Origin of the sequence: Sphingomonas lycopersici (assembly GCF_026130605.1) — a bacterium.
In the GTDB taxonomy this organism is placed as follows: Bacteria; Pseudomonadota; Alphaproteobacteria; order Sphingomonadales; family Sphingomonadaceae; genus Sphingomonas; species Sphingomonas lycopersici.
The window spans coordinates 297303-317930 of sequence record NZ_JANFAU010000001.1 but is presented as its reverse complement, the minus strand read 5'-3'; the positions used below and the strand labels follow the sequence as shown (position 1 = coordinate 317930).

Genomic DNA, 20628 nt, shown 5'->3' with positions numbered 1-20628 from the left:
ATGCAACTGGTATTATAGTGGTTGCATTACCAGTAGATGAGCGGCATGGCAGGCCCCGAACCCATTGGAGCACGCCATGCTCAAGATCAATCTCGCTGCGACCGACAGCCAGGCTTTCGTTAACGAGGATGTCGTCGGGCATCACGGCAATGCCGCCTGGGTGATCGACGGCGCGACCGGGATCGGCGCGGCGCTGCTCGACGCGCCGAGCGATGCATCGTGGCTGGCGCATCGAGTCGATGCCGCGTTTCGCGCGCTGCTGGCGGAGCAGCCGATGATCGCGACCACCGTGCTGGTGCGGCGCGCGATCGAGATCTGCCGCGACGCGCTCGCCGCCGCGGCGACCCGCGCGCCCGAGGGGCCGCATGAACATCCCTCGGCGGCGTTCGCGATGTTGCGCGATTTCGGCGATCATGTCGAGCTGACCAGCCTCGCCGATTGCGCGGTCGCTTATGTCGACGAAGCCGGGCAGGCGCAGCTGTTCAGCGACGGCTCGCACGAAACGATCGAGCGCCGCACGCTCGATCTCGCCGCGCAGATCTTCGCGGCGGACCCCGATCCCGCGCCGGCCGCGCTGACCGAACGGCTGCTCCCGCAGCTTCAGGCCAACCGCCGGCTGATGAACCGGGCGGACGGCTATTGGGTGCTCGGCATCGAGCCCGATGCCGCCGATCATCTCAGCCAGCGCCGGCTTCCCGCGCGTAAGGGGCAAAGGTTCGCGCTGGTCAGCGACGGGTTCCTGCGGCTCGTCGACCTGTTCGGGGTGGCGACGCCGCATGATCTGCTGGCGATCGACGATGCGGCGCAATGGGACGCGTGGCTCGCGCGGTTGCGCGCGATCGAGCGCGAGCCGGAATCGCGCCGGCATTATGTCCGCGTGAAAATCCATGACGACGCGACCTTGCTCACTCTCCACATCTGAAAGGCCGCGAATGCGCGTTCTGGGTTATATGAGCGGCACCTCGCTCGACGGGGTCGATGCGGCGATCCTCGAAACCGACGGCGAGCGGATCGACGCGTTCGGGCCGGCGACGCTGCTGAGCTTCAGCGCGGCCGAGCGCGCGGCGGTGGTGCGCGCGACCGAGGATGCGCTGCGCTGGGACGGCATCGGTGCGCGGCCCGCATCGTTCGCCGCGGCCGAGGCGGTGATCCTCGACACGCATGTCCGCGCGGCGCGGGCGGTGCTGGCCGAAGACGGCGGTGCGATCGACCTGATCGGGTTCCACGGCCAGACGGTGCTGCATCGTCCCGAGCGCCGGCTGACGGTCCAGCTCGGCGACGCAGCCGCGCTGGCGAGCGCCCTCGGGGTCCCGGTGGTCGCCGATATGCGTCAGGCCGATCTCGCCGCGGGCGGGCAGGGCGCGCCGCTGGTGCCGATCTATCACCGCGCGCTCGCCGACCGGCTCGCGCTGCCGCGCCCGATCGCCTTTCTCAATATCGGCGGGGTGGCCAATCTGTCGTGGATCGGCGCGGGGGAGGGCATGGCCGCCTTCGATACCGGCCCCGGCAACGGGATGATCGACCTGCTTCTCCAGTCGCGCGGCGCCGGGCGATATGATGAGGACGGCAGGCTTGGCGCAGCGGGGCAGGTCGATCGAGCGATCCTCGATGAATATCTGTGCGCGCCCTACTTCCGTCAGTCCGGCCCAAAGTCGCTCGACCGCTATGATTTCACGCTCGCCGCGGTCGAATCGCTGTCGCTCGAAGATGCTGCTGCGACGCTCACCGCCTTCGCGATCGAGGCGATTCGCTGTGCGGCGGATCTGCTTCCGGCGGCGCCGGGCGAGTGGATCGTGTGCGGCGGCGGGGTCCATAATCCCACCTTGATGCGGCTGCTCGGCAAGCGGGTCGGCACATGGCGCGCCGCCGATGACTGCGGGTTGCGTGGCGATTTTATCGAAGCTGAGGCAATGGCTTATCTGGCCGCGCGGTCCGTTCGGGGGTTGCCGCTGACCTTTCCCGCGACTACCGGCGTGCCGCACCCGATCCCCGGCGGGCGGATTTTTCATCCGCAGAACGCCGGATGACCCGCATTGCGGGTAACGCGGGTACTTTACAAATATATGACCATTGTGTTCTAGTGGTATTAGAAACGTATTTGGCTGCGTCCGGGGCGCAGGCAGGGGAGATATAAGATGACATCGACGAACTTCCGCCGGGCGAGCGCCTGGACCGTGCTGGCGATCGCGCTCGCCCAATCGCCGTCGCTCGCCGCCGCGCAGACCGCGACCGATATCGCGCAGCCGGCGCCGGAGGCCGCCACCGAGCAGCATGAAGTCGTCGTGACGGGCTCGCGCATCCCGCGCACCGATCTCACCGCGACCAGCCCGGTCGCCTCGACCTCGCAGGAAGCGATCAAGCTCCAGTCGGCGCTGACGGTGGAGGATTTCTCGACCAAGATGCCGCAGCTCGCCGGCGGCGTGCGCCAGGCGTCGCAGGGCAGCGATTCGTTTGGCGCGCAGGTGCTCGATCTGCGCAACTTCGGCCAGAGCCGCTCGCTGGTGCTGATCGACGGCACCCGCGCGGTGCCGTTCAGCTTCCGCAACTCGGTCGACGTCAACGCGCTGCCGGCCTCGCTGATCAAGCGGGTCGACGTGCTGACCGGCGGCGCCGCCGCGGTCTATGGCGCCGACGCGGTGGCCGGCGTCGTCAATTTCATCCTCAATGACGATTTCAAGGGCGTTCAGGCCTCCGCCTCGACGCGCCTCGCCGAACATGGCGGCAAGCAATATGGCGCATCGGTCATGCTCGGGACGCCGCTGGGCGATCGCGGGCATATCGTCGTCGCGCTCGATTACACGCAGCGCGAGCAGACACTGTCGGGGTCGCGCGACTGGGCGATCACCCCGACCTCGACCGTGCCCAGCATCGGCGGCCTGTTTACCGACGTCGCGAGCGGGCGTCGCTTCGGCTTCACCGACGGCGGCCAGTTCACCACCAACCCCTCGGCGACCTCGAACATCAGCGCCAATTATCCGCTGATCGAGCCGCTCAAGCGGATCAACGCCGCCGCGCTGTTCAATTATGAGATCACCCCCGCGGTCGAACTCTATGGCCGCGTGCTCTACACCAATGCGCGTACCGAACAGTCGGGCACGCCCGGGCCGAACCCGCCGTCGATCAACCAGACGGTCGGGATCAGCGCGACCAACCCCTATCTCACCGATGCGATCCGCAACCAGCTGACCTTCGTCAACGGCGTCGCGCAGGTGAATGTCCAGCGCTCGCTCGCCGAGCTCGGGCTGATCACTTATCGTACCGAGCGCAATACCTTCCAGGGCCAGCTCGGGCTGCGCGGGCCGATCACCGACAACATCAAATGGAACGTCTACGGCCAATATGGCCGATCGACCGAAAACTCGCCGATCACCGGCGACGGTCTTGTCAGGGATGCCAGTGGCGCGAATAACTTCGCGGCGAATGCCAACAAGGTGAACATCTTCGGGCCGAACCAGCCGGGGATCGCGGCGGCGCTCGGCACGACGATCAACGGCTTCAACCGCAACCGCGATCAGCTCGTCACCTCGGCCAACATCAGCGGCACGCTCGCCGATCTGTTCGCGCTCCCGGCAGGTCCGATCGGATTTGCGGTCGGCGCCGAATATCGCCGCGAAACCGCGCAGATCACGCAGGATAGTGCGCTGCTCACCGGCAATACTTATCGTCAGGGCGTGCAGGCGGCCTATAGCGGGGTGTTCGACGTCAAGGAGCTGTACGGCGAATTGTTCGTGCCGGTGCTGCGCGATCTGCCGCTGATCAAGAAGCTCGATGTCGGCGGCGCCTATCGCTATTCGGACTATAATCTGTTCGGCAACCACGGGACGTGGAAGGTCGAGGCGAACTGGCAGGTCGATGACAGCATCCGCCTGCGCGGCACCTATCAGCGCGTGCTGCGCGCGCCGAATTTCGGCGAATTCGCCGCGACCACCTCGTCGCTGCCGTTCAACAATCTCGTCACCGTGCCGCGGCTCGCGCCGCGCTATGCGGGCGACCCCTGCGTCCTCGGCACCGGCAATGTCGCGCAATGCCAGCGCTTCGGCGCGCCGGCGGTCGGCTCGGCCAATTCGTTCGATCCGAGCTATCTCGAGGGCAATTATTATTACGGCGGCAACGCGGCGATCAAACCCGAGATCGGCAAGACCAAGACCGTCGGCATCGTGCTGACCCCGACCTTCATGCCGCGCTTCACGCTGACCGTCGACTGGTATGAGCTCAACCTCAAGGGCGCGGTCGGCGTGATCCAGCCGGTCGCCGCGATCACCAGCTGCTACATCACCAATCCGACCGCGAACAACCCGTTGTGTGCGCTGGTCACCCGCGATCCGGCGAACGGCCATTTCGTCAACGCCTATGTCAACAACCAGAACCTCGGCCGGCTGACGCAGCGCGGGCTGGACATCGCCGCCAATTATACCTTGCTGGCGGATTGGCTGCCCGGCACCGGGATGCGTTTCTCCTATCAGGGCAATATCGTCACCAGCTATATCATCCAGGCGAACTCGACCGTCGCTCCGGTGCAGTGCAAGGGGACGTTCGGCGCGACCTGTTCGAGCGACGGGACGACGCTGGTGCAGCCGGCCTATCGGCACAATGCCGCGGTCGCCTGGACCTTCGAGGGTGGGCTGGTCCAGCTCAACTGGAACCGCATCGGCAAGGTGAAGAACAGCGCCCCCGGCGCGACCAACACGCTGCCGGCGCAGGACACGTTCGACCTCTCGGCATCCTATGCGCTGACCCACAATCTGACGCTCAGCGGGGGCATCTACAATTTTACCGACAAGGATCCGCCGTTGGTCGCGGCGGGCGGCGTGTTCAACACCTTCCCCGATACGTATGACGTGATGGGCCGCACCTACGGCCTTTCGCTGACCGCGCGCTTCTGATCGCGCGGGAAGCGGCGGCGCGGATGATGCCGCGCCGCCGCGACCCTCTGGGACGGGAAACCGGATGACTCTGCCCTTCACGCTTGCCGACTGGATGGTGATAGCGGGCTATATCGCAGTGCTGTTCGCGGGCGGCTGGCTGTTCATGCCGCGTCACACCGAATCCACTCGCGATTATTTCCTCGCCGGGGGGACGGTGCCGGCCTGGCTGGCGGCGATTTCGGTGCTGTCGGCGACGCAATCGGCGGCGACCTTCCTCGGGGGGCCGGATTACGGCTATTCGAGCGACTATTCCTATCTCAGCACCAATATCGGCGGGCTGATCGGCGCGGTGTTCGTCGCGCGCGTGCTGATCCCGCGTTTCTACGCGGTCGAGGCGACCACCGCTTATGAACTGCTGACCAAGCGCTACAGCATCCGCGCGACGCGCTGGGCCGGGGGGATGTTCCTCGCCGGGCGCGTGCTGGCGGGAGGCGCACGGGTCTATCTCGCCGCGATCGCGATCGCGATGGTGATGACCGGCAACGTCACCCCGGGCAGCATCACCGTGGCCGCCGCGGCGCTGATGATCGCGAGTTTCCTGTTCACCTTCGTGGGCGGGCTCAAATCGGTATTGTGGAACGACCTCATCCAATTCGCCATCTATCTTGGCGCGGCGGTCGCGGTGCTCGTCTTCCTGCGTCTGTCGATCCCGGCCTCCACCGCGGAGATCATCCACGGCGTGATGCATACGCCGGAGGGGGTGAACAAGCTCAGGCTGTTCGATTTCTCGCTTGATCTGTCGCGGCCCTTCTCGATGCTCGCGGTCGTCACCGGGGTGGCTTTGCTCTACATCGGCAATGCCGGGCTCGACCAGGACACCACCCAGCGGCTGCTCGCCTGCCGCGACGCCAAGACCGGCGCGCGCGGGCTCTATCTCTCGGTGCTGGCGACGGTGCCGGTGGTCGCGGTGTTCATCACGATCGGCCTGCTGCTCTACGTCTTCTACGACCGGCCAGATCTGATGGGCGGCGCCACCGCCTCCGCCGCGCGGCATTTCGGCGGCGAGAAGGTCAGCATCTTCATGCATTATATCCTGACGCAGGTGCCGTCGGGGCTGCGCGGGCTGGTGACGATCGGGGTGATTGCGGCGGCGGTGGCGACGACCAACTCCGCGCTCAATGCGATGTCGTCGGTCGCGGTGCAGGATTTCTATCGCCCGTGGCGCGAGAAGCGCGGCACGGTGGCGGAGCAGCATTATGTCCGCGCCGGCCGGGTCGGCATGGCGCTGATCGGCGTCGCGATGTTCGGTACCGCGGTCGTGTCATATTATTGGCAGCATCACACCAATATGGGGCTGCTCGAATTCGCGCTGCAGGTGATGGTGTTTTCCTATGCGGGGCTGCTCGGGGTCTATTTCACCGCGATCTTCACCCGGCGCGGCACGACCGCGTCGGTGATCGCCGCGCTGCTCGGCGGTTTCGTCGCGGTGCTGCTGCTCCAGCCCGCGATCGCGCGCGCGATCGGGCTGCCGCCGGTGCTCGCCACGCTCGCCTTTCCCTATCAGCTGTGCATCGGCACGCTGGTCGCCTTTTTGATCTGCGTCATCCCGTCGGGTGCGGATCGTGTTAGCGTTCATCCCCGAGGACAGCATGAATACTGAGATCATCGATCCGCGTTATATCGACCTTGCAAGCTGGCCGACCGAAATTGCGGTCGAGGCCATGCTCGAAGGCCAGCTTGCTGCGGTCGCCGCGATCAAGGCGCAGATTCCCGCGATCGCCGGCGCGGCGGATGCGGCGGCGGTGCGGCTCGGCGAGACGGGGCGGCTGGTCTATGTCGGCGCCGGCACCTCGGGGCGCGTCGCGGTCCAGGACGGGGTCGAGCTCTATCCGACCTATAGCTGGCCGCGCGAGCGCGTGCTGTTCCTGATGGCGGGCGGACTCGCCGCGCTGACCGAGAGCGCCGAAGGCGCGGAGGATGACGAAGCCGCGGCGCGGCATGCGGTCGCGGAAGCACGGATCGGCGCCTCGGACGTCGTGATCGGCGTCGCTGCGAGCGGCCGCACGCCCTATACCGTCGCCGCGATCGTCGCGGCGCGCACGGCGGGGGCGCTGACGGTCGGCCTCGCCAACAATCCCGATAGCCCGCTGGCGGGCGCGGCCGAACATGGCATCACCGTCAGGACCGGGGCGGAGATCGTCGCCGGTTCGACGCGGATGAAGGCCGGGACCGCGCAGAAGGCGGTCTTGAACATGCTGTCGACTGCGACGATGCTGCGGCTCGGCCGGGTGCATCGCGGGTTGATGGTGAACATGCGGGTTTCGAACGAGAAGCTGCTTCACCGTGGTCGCGAAATGGTGCGCGACATCGCCGGCGTCGACATGGCGGCGGCGGCGGACGCGCTCGATGCCGCCGGCCGCGAGATCAAGCCCGCGGTGCTGATCGCGCTCGGCGCGACCGAGGTGCAGGCCCGGCAGGCGCTCGCGCAGGCGGGGGGCGATCTTTCGCGGGCGATCACCGCGTGGCGGGCCGCCGATGCGTGATATCCTGCTCGCGCGCGGCGACGACAATACGCCGCTCTATCTCCAGCTCGCGCGCAACCTGCGCCACCATATCGCGGGCGGCGGGATCGATCCGGGCGATGCGCTCCCCTCCGAACGCGAGCTGACCGAGCTGACCGGGCTGTCGCGCGTCACCGTCCGCAAGAGCATCAACCAGCTGATCGAAGAGGGCATCCTCGTCCGCAAACAGGGGTCGGGCACCTTCGTCGCGCGGCGCATCGAAACGCCGGGGTCGGTACTCAGCAGCTTCACCGACGACGCCCATAAGCGCGGCGAGAACCCGGGCGTGATCTGGATGATCAAGGCCTATGCCCAGCCGACCGACGAGGAGGCGGCGATGCTGCGGATCGCGACGTCGACGCGGGTCGCGCGGCTCGGGCGGGTGCGTTTGTCGGGCGGGGAGCCGCTGGCGATCGAACATGCCGTGGTCCCTGCCGAATTCCTCCCCGATCTCGATCAGATCGGCGATTCGCTCTACGCCGCGCTCGAAAAGAACGGTCACCGCCCGGTGCGCGGCAAGCAGCGCATCCAGGGCGCGCTCGCTGCGCCAACCGAGGCGGGGATGCTCTCGACCGAGCAGAATGCCGCGGTGCTGCGTATAGAGCGGATGGCCTTTCTGGCCGACGGCCGGCCGGTCGAATTCACCCGCTCGACCTATCGCGCCGATCGCTATGTCTTCGTCTCCGATCTCGAAGGCGCGCAAACCTCTTCCCGGCTCGAATAGCCGCGCCGCGCTTTCCCCTACGCCCCGCATCCGGCTATGATGTTGCGATGACGGGCCTTCCCGCACCGTGCGACGCCGCGACGACCGTTTCCGGAACGGGACGGGAGCCGCGCCATGCCACGGCGATCCTGTTCGCCACCGTGCTCGCATCGAGCCTGTCGTTCGTCGACGGCTCGGTCGTCAATGTCGGGCTCGCCGCGATCGGGCGCGAGCTCGGCGCTTCCCCCGCCGAGCTGCAATGGGTGGTCAACGCTTATCTGCTCCCGCTGTCGGCCTTGCTGCTGCTCGGCGGGGCGGCGGGCGACCTTTACGGGCGCCGGCGCATGTTCCTGCTGGGGGTGGGGGCGTTCGGCGCAGCGTCGATCCTGTGCCTCTCGGCGCCGGGGCTGGACTGGCTGATCGCGGGGCGAACGATCCAGGGGATCAGCGCGGCGATGCTGCTCCCCAACAGCCTCGCGAGCCTCGGCGCCGCTTTCGCCGGAGAGGAGCGCGGCAAGGCGATCGGCACCTGGGCCGCGGCCGGCGCGGCGGCCGGCGCGATCGGCCCCCTCATCGGCGGCGCGCTGATCGACGCGGTGAGCTGGCGCGCGATCTTCCTCATCAACATTCCGCTCGCGATCGGCGCGGGGTGGCTCGGCTGGCGCTACCTCCCCGAGAGCCGGGGCGAGACCGGCAGCGGGCTCGACTGGCCGGGCGCGGGGCTTGCCACGATCGGCCTCGGCGCGATGACCTGGGGGCTGACCGTATTGTCGGGCCATGTCGCGGTGCGCGGCGGCGGCTGGGCGATCGGCGTGGGTGGCGTGGCGCTGCTGCTGTTCCTGTGGGTCGAGCATCGCCGCGGCGACCGCGCGATGATGCCGCTCGGGCTGTTCGCGACCCCATCCTATATCGGGCTCTCGATCCTGACGTTGCTGCTCTATGGCGCGCTGGGCGGGCTGTTCGTGCTGTTCCCGTTCCTGCTGATCGGGGCGGGCGGCTATTCGGCGACCCAGGCCGGCGCGGCGCTGCTGCCGCTGTCGATCGTGATCGGTCTCGCCTCGCGTGCGATGGGCAAGCTCGCCGCGCGCATCGGGCCGCGCTGGCCGCTGACGATCGGGCCGCTGGTGGTCGCGGCCGGGTTCCTGCTGGCGAGCCGGATCGATCCGACGCAATCCTATTGGACGGGGGTGATGCCCGGGCTGCTGGTCATCGCGCTCGGCATGGCCGGGGCGGTGGCGCCGCTCACCACGGCGGTGATGAATTCGGTCGACGAGCGGCATGTCGGCACCGCGAACGGCGCCAATAGCGCGCTCGCGCGCACCGGCGGGCTGATCGCCACCGCATTGCTCGGCTCAATACTCGCGGGGCGCGGCGCGGTGCTGGTGCACGGCGTGGCGACGGCCTGCCTCGTCGCGGCCGGGGTCAGCGCCGTCGCCGGCATCGCCGCACTGTTGCTGCTCGAGCCCGAGCGTTTGACCGCCGAATAGGCCGCGCGGCCGGTCCGCCACCCCGAATGCACCGCTTTCTGGCGAAAGTCGCTTGCGTATTCGTGCCTAAGTGGGTGAGATTACGTCCGCAGTTTCGCCCGGAAGTGGCGGAATAGCATGTCGTCTTTCGGACGAATGAAAGGAGTTCAGCGATGAGATTGCTCTCGAGAACGCTGGCGGGGCTGACCGCAATGGCATCGATCTTGTCGACCGTGCCTGCCACCGCGCAGGGCCGGTGGGACGATCACGATCGCGGCCGGCGCGACGACGATGGGCGCCGCGACTGGCGCGACCAGCGCCACGACAATGGTCGCCGTGGATGGCGGGACGATCGCGACGGGCGGTCGCAATATCGCTGGCACAATTACGGCGGCCGCTACGGCTATAACGGCTATCGCGGCCGCTGGCGTACCGGGCAGCGCTTCACTTATTGGAACGACAATCGTTATTACGTCAACGACTGGCGGCGCTACAATCTGCCGCCGCCCCGCCCCGGCTATCGCTATTATCGCGACGACAACGGCGATATCGTGATGGCCGCGATCGCCTCCGGCGTCATCGGGCTGATCCTGGGCAGCCAGATGGGCAATCGCTGGTAACAGCCGCCACAGGGAAATGCGGTTCGGGGCGGCGGGTTTCCGTCGCCCCGTCTGTTTTCTGGCGATCCCGCGGGACGGAGAGGTGTGTTCCTTAAACCCGCCCGCTCGGCGGCGACAGAATCTCCACCAGCGGCGGTTCGATTTCGGTCCGATTGCGCCCGCCATTCTTGGCACGATCGAGCAACGCCTCGGCGCTGGCGATCAACGCGGGGACGGCGCGTCCCCTGGACGACGAGATGCCCGCCGAAAAGGTGATTGTGCCGAGCGGCGCGTCGCTTTCGCGTACCTTCAGGCGACGGCTGGCGAGACGCACACGTGCGGTGTCGATGATCGCGTTGGCATCGCGCGCGGTCATGTCTTCCATCAGTATCAGGAATGCCCCGCCCTCCCAGCGCGCGACGGTGTGCGGCTGGCATGAGTCCGCCAGTTCGGTCGCCACCGTGCGCAGCAATCGGTCGCCGACCGCGTGGCCGTGGCCGTCGTTGACGCGCTTGAAATGATCGATGTCGATCAGCGCAATCGCACACCCCTTGGGGGATGCGATCGCGGTCGCCAGCCTTTCCTCCACCCCCGCGCGGTTGAGAAGCCCGGTCAGCCGGTCGCGGCTCGCATCGGTGCGCAGCGCGTTGAGCTCCGCGCGCAGCGATTGCGCTTGCCGCGTCGCATCGGCGAGGCTGGCTTCGGCGAGCGTCGTCCGCTCGATCATCGCGGAGACGACCGAGCGAATGCTGGATTCCGCCGCGCCGACCAGCGAGGCGGCGGCGCTGACCAGATCGCGATTGAGATCGCCGGTTGCGCTGGCCGCATCGCCGATGATGTCGAGGACGCGCAACGTCAGCCGATCGAGCTGCGACGCACCATGATGTTCCGGGGCCGGTTCGGCCGGTGTCTCGCCGGCGAGCCGCGCCACCTCGTCAGGGCCGATGCGGAAGCCGCCGTCGACGATCCGCTCCACCTCCGCCTTCAGCACCGCATCCTGCTCGATCAGGACGCGATGGACGAAGGCATAATTGGCCGGGCTGTGCTGCAGTCGATGATCGTCGAGAAAGCGAAGGATTTTCGGCCCTGTTGCCTGTTTTTCAATTGGCATTGCCATCCTTCTCCTGGGTGCCGAAACCGTCGGGCAGAGTTGCGTCCCATCGCGCGATGAGCGTTCCGCCGCAAAGGTCCGTGCCGATTACTTCGATTGCGAAGATACTGAGAAGTCGAGTTAATTTATCAATATCCATGGCTCTAGATCTTTACACAAAAGATCTGGCGGCGGCGAGGGGCTTGCGGATTGCCTGCACGCTCGTACACTATTCAACAAGCGCGAGCGTGTGGCGCAAGCAATAGATGTTCTGGACTGATGCGGATCGCGACATAAGATCGTGGTCGCACGAATGCGTCACGAGATGCGGCGACAGGGGAGGGAGCGATGATCAAATCCAGAAGCTGGCTATACGCTTGTTCGGTTCTGGCGACGATCGGGCAATTGCCGGTCGCTCCGCAGGCCGCGGCGCAATCGACCGCGGTGCCGTCCGGCGTGTTCAGCCCCGCCACGGTGCTGCCGCGTCCGGTGCCGCCCTATCAAGGCACTTTGGGGGTCACGCCGGCGGAATCGTCCAAGCCGCATTATCCGCCGCCGGTCGTCGCGCCGAAGGGGGCGCCCAACGTGCTGCTGATCATGACCGACGATGTCGGCTTCGGCACCTATAGCGGGTTCGGCGGGCCGGTGCCGACCCCGGTCTTCGACGCGGTCGCCGCGAACGGGCTGCGCTACAACCGGTTCCACACCACGGCATTATGCTCGCCGACCCGTGCCGCGCTGCTCACCGGGCGCAACCACCATTCGGTCGGGACCGGGGTGATCCAGGAACTGGCGACAGGTTACCCCGGCTATACCTCGATCATCCCGAAGAGCGCGGCGACGATCGCCGAGGTCCTGCGCCAGAACGGCTATGCGACCGGCTGGCTCGGCAAGAACCACAATATCCCCGATTGGGAGAACAGCCCGGCCGGGCCATTCGACAATTGGCCGAGCGGGCTGGGGTTCGACTATTTCTTCGGCTTCAACGGCGGCGAGACCGACCAATGGGCGCCGGCGTTGACCGAGAACCGCAACCCGGTCGAGCCGCCCGCGAACGACCCCAATTACATCCTCGACCGCGATCTCGCCGATCATGCGATCAACTGGCTGCGGACGGTGGGGACGCAGGCGCCCGACAAGCCCTTCTTCCTCTATTACGCCCCCGGCAGCGGGCATGCGCCGCATCAGGCGCCCAAGGAGTGGATCGCCAAATTCCGCGGTCAGTTTGACCAGGGGTGGGACAAATTGCGCGAGGAGACCTTCGCGCGGCAAAAGAAGCTCGGCGTTATTCCCGCCGATGCGAAGCTTACCCCGCGACCGCCGGAAATCCCTGCCTGGGACAGCCTGTCGCCCGATGCGAAGAAAGTCGCGGCGCGGCTGATGGAAGTCTATGCGGCGACCAACGCTTATTCCGATCATCAGATCGGGCGGGTGATCGAGGAATTGCGCGCCCAGGGCCGGCTCGACAATACGATCATCATCTATATCGAGGGCGATAACGGCGCGAGCGCGGAAGGCGGCCTCAACGGGTCGATCAACCAGATGGCCGGGCTGAACGGCGTCCCCGATACCGTCGCCAACATGATCAACCATCTCGACGAGATGGGCGGGCCGATGTCCGACGAACATTATCCGGCCGGTTTCGCCTGGGCGATGGACACGCCGTTCCAGTGGACCAAGCAGGTCGCGTCGCACTGGGGCGGCACGCGCAACGGCATGACGATCTCCTGGCCGGCGCGGATCAAGGCGCACGGCGAGATCCGCTCGCAGTTCAGCCATGTGATCGATATCGCGCCGACGCTCTACGAAGCGATCGGCATCCCCCAGCCGACCGACGTCAATGGCGTGAAGCAGAAGCCGATCGAAGGCACCAGCCTCGTCTACAGCTTCAACAATGCCGCGGCGCCCGACCGGCACACCACGCAATATTTCGAAATGTTCGCCAATCGCGCGATCTACCAGGACGGCTGGGTCGCCGCGACGCACCCCAAGCGGCTGCCCTGGGTGGCGGTCCAGCCTTTCGACGCCAACGCCTTCACCTGGGAATTGTACCATGTCGCCAAGGATTATTCGGAGGCCGAGGATCTCGCCGCGAAAGAGCCTGAACGGCTGAAGAAGATGCAGGCGGCGTTCCTTGAGGAAGCGAGGAAGTACAACGTCCTGCCGCTCGATCCGAGCACGATCGCGCGGATGCAGGCCGATCAGCGCCCGTCGGCGTTCGCGGGGCGGCGCGATTTTACTTTCTATCCCGGCCCGCGGCTGCCCGATCCCGCTTTCCCGGAGGTGAAGAACAAATCCTTCACCTTGACCGCGACCGTCGACGTGCCGCGCGAGGGCGCGGAGGGCGTGCTCGTGACCGAGGGCGGCCGCTTCGGCGGCTGGGGGCTCGTCATGTACAAGAGCAAGCCGAGCTTCATCTATAAATTCTTCAATTTCCCCGGCCAGTCGGTGCGGCTCGACAGCCAGGTTCCGCTCGCCCCGGGCAAGCATGCCATCGTCGTCGACTTCAAATATGACGGGGGTGGCTTCGGGAAGGGCGGCGTGTTCACCTTGAAGGCCGACGGCAAGGATCTGGCACAGGGACGGATCGAGCATACCGTGCCCGGCTGGTTCTCGACCGAGGGCGTCAGCATCGGCAGCGATACGGGCACGCCGGTCGACGAGGACTATAAGGTGCCATTCCCCTTCAGCGGGACGCTCGAGCGGATCGACCTCCATCTCGACATCCCCGCCGGCCGGACTCGCTCGTCCCCCGATTGATAGGGGTCCCCCGGTGTCATGGCTTGCCGTGCCGGGTAAAAGCGCCCATTGTTGCGAACGATTCTCAACAATGAACGGACATGGCGCCGATGACCGATCACGCGCTCCCGGGCGATGCGCCGACTGGTTTGGCTCTCGTGATCCGTGCGGTGAGATGCTGGCGTGAGGCGCGCGACACGGGGCAACCGACCCAGCCGTGCCTCGCGCGGGCGCTCGAATCCGCCGATGCGATGATGCTTGCCCCGGTGTTCGACAGCCTGTGCGCGCTGTTCGAAATCGCGATCGCGCGGCCGATGCGATGCGGGGAGGCCCCCGCGCTCTCCGGCGACGAGCGTTTGCTGCTCGGCATCGTCGACGGCTCCACGCCGCGCCGGTCGTGCATCGATTGCCCCGAGGGCGCCGCCAGCGCGCTCGATTGCGCGATTTGTTCGACCCGCATCATGATGGCGCTGGCGGTCGGTCCGCGCGGCGCCGGGCGGCATTGAAACGCGGCGCACCGCCTTCTACGATCGCGCCGAAACAATAGGGGGACTCGATGTCGTGCCCTGTACCCGTCGGCTGTTGTTGCTCGTCGTCATGGGGCTCTCGGTGATGCCGGGGGCGGTTTCAGCGGAGCCGGCCGGGCGGATCACCGGTTTGGGCGGAATCTTCTTCAAGAGTCCCGACCCGAAAAAACTGATGGCCTGGTATCGGGATGTCCTCGGCATCAGGATCGAGAGCTGGGGCGGGGCGCTGCTGCGATATGATGCGGCGAACCATCCGCCGGTCATTACGGTCAACGCGTTCGATCAGGCGACCGATTATATGACGCCGTCGAAGCGCGAGTTCATGCTGAATTTCGCGGTCGACGATCTCGCATCCTTCCTCGATCGCCTGAAAGCCAAGGGCGTTGTCCCGATCAAGCGCGACGACAGTGATCCCAGCGGGAAATTCGCCTGGATCGTCGATCCCGATGGGACCAAGATCGAGCTTTGGGAACCAAAGCCGCCGTCGAAATAGCGTCGCGAGCCGGGGCGACTTTTTTCGAAAAATAGCCGGTCGCGGCCGCGGACAGCGGTATCGCTCGCCCGCGATCCTGTCCCCGTCGCCGCGCAAGCCCTTCACATACGATGATATTTGATCCGCTCGGGCGGCTCGGCGGAGGGCAATCTTTTCATAACGGGACGCAACTTCCCGTTTCAGAAATAATATTGACTCGATCCCGCCATTATGGAAATATTTCTCTAAATAGAAAACTGACGCCCGGGGGGGGCATGCGCCTCGCGGGAGGGGGGATGATGTTGAAACTCTTTGCCCATGTTGCATTGATCGCTTTGGTGGCCGCCCCGGCGGTCGCGGCGCCGTCGCCTGCCGGGATCACCGCGGCAGCGCAACGTCCCGCGGCGGCATCGGTACAGCAAGCCGTCGACGCGCAGGTCGCCGCGCTGGAAAAGCAGATCAAGGGCCGGGTCGGCGTGGCCTTCCGACTGCTCGAAACCGGCGAAAGCGGTGCGGTCGCGGGGGCAGAGCGTTTCCCGATGGCGAGCACCTATAAGGTCGCGATCGCGGGAACATTGCTGTCGCTCGTCGACAAGGGGCAGATGCGGCTCGATCGGATGATCGCGGTGACGCAGGCGGATGTCGACCAGACCGGCGAGGTCGCCAATCGCGTGGTCCATCCCGGCGTCATGCTGTCGGTCGCCAATCTGATGGAATTGATGCTCACGCAGAGCAACAACACCGCGACCGACAAAATCCTTGCGCTCGCGGGCGGCCCGGCGGCGGTCACCGCCTGGCTTCGCGCCAATGGCATCGCGGAGATGCAGGTCGATCGCAGCGTGAACGATCTTCTCAACGACTTTTACGGGGTTCCCGCCGGGTCGCCCTTCGTCAAGACATTGATGGCGCGCGGCCTGAGCGATGCCGATATCGAAAAGTCGGCCTATTCGGCGAACGCCGCGTTCGAAAAGGATCCGCGCGACACGTCGGCGCCCGTCGCGATGGTCGATCTGCTCGGTAAATTGCTCGCGAGCCCGCTGCTCAAGCCCGAAAGCCGCGATTTCCTCCGCAGCGTGATGGAGCGCTGCGAAACCGGGGCGGCGCGGATCAAGGGATTGTTGCCCGCCGGAACGACGGTCGCGCACAAGACCGGGACGATCGGCGGCTCGATCAACGATGTCGGCATGATCACGCTGCCGGGAGACCGCGGGCATCTGCTGATCGCGGTCTACACCAAGAGCAGCAGCCTGCCGGAGGCGCAGCGCGAGCGCGCGATCGCGGAGATCAGCCGCAGCCTGTTCGACTATTTCGCGACGCGCTGAACCGGCGCGCACGCAGCGTAGAATAATTACCACAAAGGGGATGGGGTTTATGTCGGATATCAAATGGGGCGGGGCGGCGCTCGGCCGCTTCCGTCGCGATTTGCACGCGTCTACGGCATTTGGCCGCGTGGGGCAGGGAATGGCCGCGCTTGCGTTCGCGGCATTGATCGGCGCTACCCCGGTGCACGCGCAACAGGCGGCCCCGGCGGACACCGACGCCAAGGCGAGCGAAACCACCGAGATCGTCGTCACCGGATCGCAGGTGGCGCGCGCCGGCTTCGTCTCGCCGACCCCGCTCACCTCGGTCAACACCGACGACATTTTGCGCGTCGGCGCGGTCAATGTCGCGGATGCGCTCAACCAGCTGCCGTCGATGAAGCCCAGCGTCACGCCGTCCTCGGTCAGCAACCTGTCGAAGCTCGCCGGCGGCAATTACATGGATCTGCGCGGGCTCGGCTATCTCCGCACGCTGACGCTGATCGATGGCAAGCGCTATGTGCCGACGACGCCGGAAGGCGTGATCAACACCAATCTGATCCCGCAGGCGCTGATTGGCGGGGTCGAGGTGGTGACCGGTGGCGCCTCCGCCGCTTATGGCTCCGACGCGGTGGCCGGGGTGGTCAATTTCAAGATCGACAACAAGTTCAACGGCGTGCGCGGTAGCCTGCAAGGCGGCATCACCGATCATAATGACAATCGCAATTATCTCGCCTCGCTGGCATTCGGCACGAAATTCGCGGGTGATCGCGGGCATTTGCTGGTCGGGCTCGAGGCGGCCGAGAATAGCGGCATCGGGGATGGCAATCGGCGCAAATGGGCCGGCAATCGCTCGATCATCGTCAATCCCGCCAACGCAACCGATCCGAGCCAGCCGTATCTCGTCCATGTCAACGATGCCCGCGCGTCCTACGCGGCGCCCGGCGGGGTGATCAATTCGGGGGTGCTCAAGGGTATCCAGTTCGGCCCGAACGGCACGACGATGCCCTTCCGCTACGGCAACTATCTGACGCAAGACAATACGATGGACGGCGGCGATGGCGATCCGCTCGCCTCGCCTTATGTGCTGGTCGCGCCGACCAAGCGGTGGAGCGCCTATGCCGGCGCCACTTATGAGATCACGCCATCGATCACCGCTTATGCCAATTTCACTTACGCGACATCGCGCCTCAACGAGCGGTCGATTCCGTCCGACGATGTTTTCACGATCCACGCCGACAACGCCTATCTGCCCGCCTCGCTGCGCAGCGCGCTGGCCGCTGCAGGCGAAACCAGCTTCGCCTTCGGTCGCAGCCTTGAGGATTATGGCGTCGGCGCGATCAAGCAGAAGGCGACCACCTGGCAAGGCGTGACCGGGCTGCGCGGCGCCCTCGGCGGCTCGTGGACGTTCGATGCGTCGGTCGCGTTCGGCAAGACCCACTCGGTCACCTTGTTCACCAATGACGTCATCAAGTCGCGGCGGCTGCTCGCGCTGGATGCGGTGATCAATCCGGCGACCGGCGGGATCGTCTGCCGTTCGACGCTGACCGACCCGACCAACGGCTGTATGCCGCTCAACCTGTTCGGCGTCGGTTCGGCGTCGCAACAGGCGATCGATTACATCACCGGTATCTCGGTCCGCGACTGGCGCCAGTCGCAGCAGGTCGTGGATCTCGTTATCCGCGGCGAACCCTTCTCCACCTGGGCCGGCCCGGTTTCGATCGCTTTCGGCGGCCAGTATCGCAACCTCAATGTCGATGTGACCTCGGATCCGATTTCGGCGACGCCGAACGTCAGTCTGTTCCGCGTCGGCAATGTGAAGCCTTATTCGGCGCGCGAGGCGGTGAAGGAAGGGTTCGTCGAGGCGGTGATCCCGCTGGCTCAGGACGCGAGCTGGGCCAAGAACCTCGACGTCGATCTCGGCGGTCGTATCACCGATTATCGCACCTCGGGCACCGTCGAAACGTGGAAGGTCGGCGTCAACTACGCGGTCAACAGCAGCATCCGCTTCCGCGCCACGCGGTCACGCGATATCCGCGCGCCCAACATCAACGAATTGTTCGCAGCCGGCCAGACCCTGCTCGGCGGGGTGACCGATAGCAAGACCAACGCGACCTATAATGTCAGCCAGACGACCGGCGGCAATCCCTATCTGAAGCCCGAGAAGGCCAATACATTCACCGCGGGCGTCGTGCTGACCCCGTCGTTCGCGCCGCGTCTCAGCATCTCGATCGATTATTACGATATCAAGGTGAAGGGCGCGATCGCCTCGCTCACCGCCCAGACGATCGTCAATCGCTGCAATTCGGGCGACGCGCCGAGCTGCCTGCTGGTGCGGCGCGGTGATGACGGCCGGATCAACAACATCCTGCTCGCCCCGGTCAACTTCCAGCAGATCATCACCAACGGGGTCGATGTGGAGGCGAATTATCGCGTGCCGATCGGCGCAGGCGTGCTCGATCTTCGTGGGCTCGTCAGTTACGTCAACAAGCTCGATCTGACCGGGCAGGACAATGATGTCACGCACTTCGCGGGCAACACCGACCAGCCGGTGCTCGACGGGCCGGGCGGGACGCCGCATTGGAAGGGCAGCGCGACGGCAAGCTATGCGACCGACAATTATCGTTTCGGGGTGACGGGGCGCTATATCGGCGGCGGGGTCATCACGCGCGACGATTTTACGCTCGACTGGAACCATGTGAACGGTCGCGTCTACGTCGATCTGTCGGGCGAGTTGACCGTGTTCAAGACGTCGAACGGCGGCAAGATCGCGCTGTTCGGGGTGATCCTCAATGCGTTCGACAACGATCCGCCATTTACCGGCTATCAATTCCAGACCGCGCGTCAGCTTTATGACGTGATCGGTCGTCAATATACCGCGGGGGTGCGCTTCAACTTCTGAAGCAAGCGCGGCGATCGCGCCCGCGCCGGCCTATCCGTGTGACGGATGGGCCGGCGCGGGCCGCCGGGCGACCGCATCCACTTCGATCCGATAGCCATAATGTAGCGGGCCCACCGGGACGATTGCGCGGGCGGGGCAGTTGTCGCCGAAGAATTCCGCGATATCGCGCATCACCATCCTCCGAAGCGGGGCCAGACATGCATGATTGCGCCTCGCGCCTCGTCTGTCACCTGATCGGCATCATTCCGCCTTGGAGCGGAACACCACCAGCAGCCCGACGACGATCAGCCCGAGCCCGGCGATCATCAGCGCCGACATCGGATTGCCGAGGATCGCCCAGTCCATCGCCGCGGTGACGCCGGGAACGAGGTAGAACAGGCTGGTGACGTTGACGAGATTGCCGCGCGCGATCAGCCGGTAAAGCAGAAAGGTCGTGCCGACCGATATGACCAGGCCGAGCCACAGCGCGGGCAGCACGAAGCCCCAATCCCATGACGCGCGGAATTCACCGAGCGGCGATGCCGCGCAGGCGAAGGCGAGCCCGACCGCGGATTGCATCGGCAGCACCACCCACGGTGCCTGCTTCTCGCGCTTCTGGAGGATCGATCCCGCGGTGATGCCGAACAGCGACAGCGCGGCGAAGGCCAGCCCGATCATGTCGAAGCGCATCGACGCCAGCCCGTCCGATACGACCAGCGCCAGCCCGGCGAGCGCGCAGGCGAGCCCGATCAGCCGCGGCGCGGTTGCGCGGCGCTCGGTCAGAAACACGGTCAGGATCGGCTGCACCCCGAGCAGGGTGGCGAGCGCCCCCGGCGTGACGCCGTTATCGAGCGCGAGCAGATAGCAGGTGGAATAGAGCCCGGCGATCGAGAAGCCGATCAGCAGATTGCGCCGCCGCGTGCCCGGCGCGGGCAACAAGCTGCCGTTCGCGGCTGCGAACCCGAGCAGCACCGTGAAGGCGATGATATAGCGGAAAATCAGAAGCGCGAAGGGCGAACCGTGGCGGAGCCCGATTTCGGAGACGATCGCGCCGCTGCTCCACAAGAGAACGAACGCGCTGGTCGGCACGAGCGCCGCTGCGTGACGATTGAACATGAATTTTCACCTGAAAGAACATCGTGATGCCCGCGTCATGCGCGGGACGGCGTGCCGGGTGTCAGTCGGCGCGGTTCGGTTTCGGCGGGGGCGGTGCCCCGACGCGGCCGATGGCCACGATCGGATCAGGAGGAGCAAGCGACGAGGCAGGCGCAACCGGGCCGGCGATCGATGCGTCAACGGATCGAGGCGGGTGCGCGAACATCGCGAGGAGCGTAGGCGGATCGGCCCGCGCGCGCAAGATTGCCGGCAGCGCGATCGATCCGTTGCCTGTCGCCGATCGGTGCTTCCGGGAAGCGTCGGCGACGCCT

Annotated in this window: 16 protein-coding genes; 13 read left to right on the top strand and 3 right to left on the bottom strand. The window is 66.1% G+C overall.

Going from position 1 to position 20628, the window contains the following annotated elements; all coding sequences use genetic code 11:
* The first annotated feature begins 76 nt into the window (after positions 1-76).
* The 8 genes from NED98_RS01265 (at position 77) to NED98_RS01230 (ending at position 10215) form a co-directional block, all read left to right on the top strand.
* Positions 77-922, top strand: coding sequence for a protein phosphatase 2C domain-containing protein (locus NED98_RS01265; RefSeq protein WP_265311569.1), 846 nt, complete (start codon positions 77-79; stop codon positions 920-922).
* Positions 923-932: 10 nt separating this feature from the next.
* The gene (locus tag NED98_RS01260; RefSeq protein WP_265311568.1) at positions 933-2027 is read left to right on the top strand and encodes an anhydro-N-acetylmuramic acid kinase; all 1095 of its coding nucleotides are present in this window, start codon (positions 933-935) and stop codon (positions 2025-2027) included.
* A gap of 108 nt (positions 2028-2135) precedes the next feature.
* A complete protein-coding gene (locus tag NED98_RS01255) occupies positions 2136-4883 on the top strand; it encodes a TonB-dependent receptor domain-containing protein (RefSeq protein ID WP_265311567.1) in 2748 nt (915 codons plus the stop codon).
* Positions 4884-4947: 64 nt separating this feature from the next.
* Positions 4948-6525 carry a sodium:solute symporter gene (locus NED98_RS01250; RefSeq protein ID WP_265311566.1) on the top strand — a complete coding sequence of 526 codons (1578 nt, stop codon included), beginning with the start codon at positions 4948-4950 and terminating at the stop codon, positions 6523-6525.
* Positions 6515-7408 (top strand): N-acetylmuramic acid 6-phosphate etherase, encoded by an 894-nt coding sequence (locus NED98_RS01245; RefSeq protein ID WP_265311565.1) that lies wholly within the window; start codon positions 6515-6517, stop codon positions 7406-7408. The genes NED98_RS01250 and NED98_RS01245 overlap by 11 nt, the downstream gene beginning before the upstream one ends.
* On the top strand, positions 7401-8150 hold the full coding sequence (locus tag NED98_RS01240) for a GntR family transcriptional regulator (RefSeq protein WP_179514531.1): 750 nt from the start codon (positions 7401-7403) through the stop codon (positions 8148-8150). The genes NED98_RS01245 and NED98_RS01240 overlap by 8 nt, the downstream gene beginning before the upstream one ends.
* Before the next feature lie 47 nt (positions 8151-8197).
* The gene (locus NED98_RS01235) at positions 8198-9616 is read left to right on the top strand and encodes an MFS transporter (RefSeq protein ID WP_265311564.1); all 1419 of its coding nucleotides are present in this window, start codon (positions 8198-8200) and stop codon (positions 9614-9616) included.
* A 152-nt stretch (positions 9617-9768) separates the two neighbouring features.
* The gene (locus tag NED98_RS01230) at positions 9769-10215 is read left to right on the top strand and encodes an RcnB family protein (protein ID WP_179514533.1); all 447 of its coding nucleotides are present in this window, start codon (positions 9769-9771) and stop codon (positions 10213-10215) included.
* Positions 10216-10306: 91 nt separating this feature from the next.
* Here the strand turns inward: NED98_RS01230 and NED98_RS01225 are convergent, their stop codons facing one another.
* Both NED98_RS01225 and NED98_RS01220 read right to left on the bottom strand, forming a co-directional pair.
* On the bottom strand, positions 10307-11305 hold the full coding sequence (locus NED98_RS01225; RefSeq protein ID WP_265311563.1) for a GGDEF domain-containing protein: 999 nt from the start codon (positions 11303-11305) through the stop codon (positions 10307-10309).
* Positions 11295-11444, bottom strand: coding sequence for a hypothetical protein (locus NED98_RS01220; RefSeq protein ID WP_265311562.1), 150 nt, complete (start codon positions 11442-11444; stop codon positions 11295-11297). The genes NED98_RS01225 and NED98_RS01220 overlap by 11 nt, the downstream gene beginning before the upstream one ends.
* 188 nt (positions 11445-11632) lie before the next feature.
* On the opposite strand from NED98_RS01220, the gene NED98_RS01215 reads away from it, so the two are divergent.
* The 5 genes from NED98_RS01215 (at position 11633) to NED98_RS01195 (ending at position 19222) form a co-directional block, all read left to right on the top strand.
* On the top strand, positions 11633-14044 hold the full coding sequence (locus NED98_RS01215) for an arylsulfatase (RefSeq protein WP_265311561.1): 2412 nt from the start codon (positions 11633-11635) through the stop codon (positions 14042-14044).
* A gap of 80 nt (positions 14045-14124) precedes the next feature.
* Entirely contained in the window at positions 14125-14529 is a 405-nt protein-coding gene (locus NED98_RS01210) for a hypothetical protein (protein ID WP_265311560.1), read from the top strand.
* Between the two features lie 55 nt (positions 14530-14584).
* Positions 14585-15043 (top strand): VOC family protein, encoded by a 459-nt coding sequence (locus NED98_RS01205; protein ID WP_265311559.1) that lies wholly within the window; start codon positions 14585-14587, stop codon positions 15041-15043.
* A 278-nt stretch (positions 15044-15321) separates the two neighbouring features.
* Entirely contained in the window at positions 15322-16344 is a 1023-nt protein-coding gene (gene bla, locus NED98_RS01200; RefSeq protein ID WP_265311558.1) for a class A beta-lactamase, read from the top strand.
* Between the two features lie 139 nt (positions 16345-16483).
* Entirely contained in the window at positions 16484-19222 is a 2739-nt protein-coding gene (locus NED98_RS01195) for a TonB-dependent receptor plug domain-containing protein (RefSeq protein ID WP_265311557.1), read from the top strand.
* Between the two features lie 240 nt (positions 19223-19462).
* Here the strand turns inward: NED98_RS01195 and NED98_RS01190 are convergent, their stop codons facing one another.
* Positions 19463-20317, bottom strand: coding sequence for a DMT family transporter (locus tag NED98_RS01190; RefSeq protein ID WP_265311556.1), 855 nt, complete (start codon positions 20315-20317; stop codon positions 19463-19465).
* Between the last annotated feature and the right edge of the window lie 311 nt (positions 20318-20628).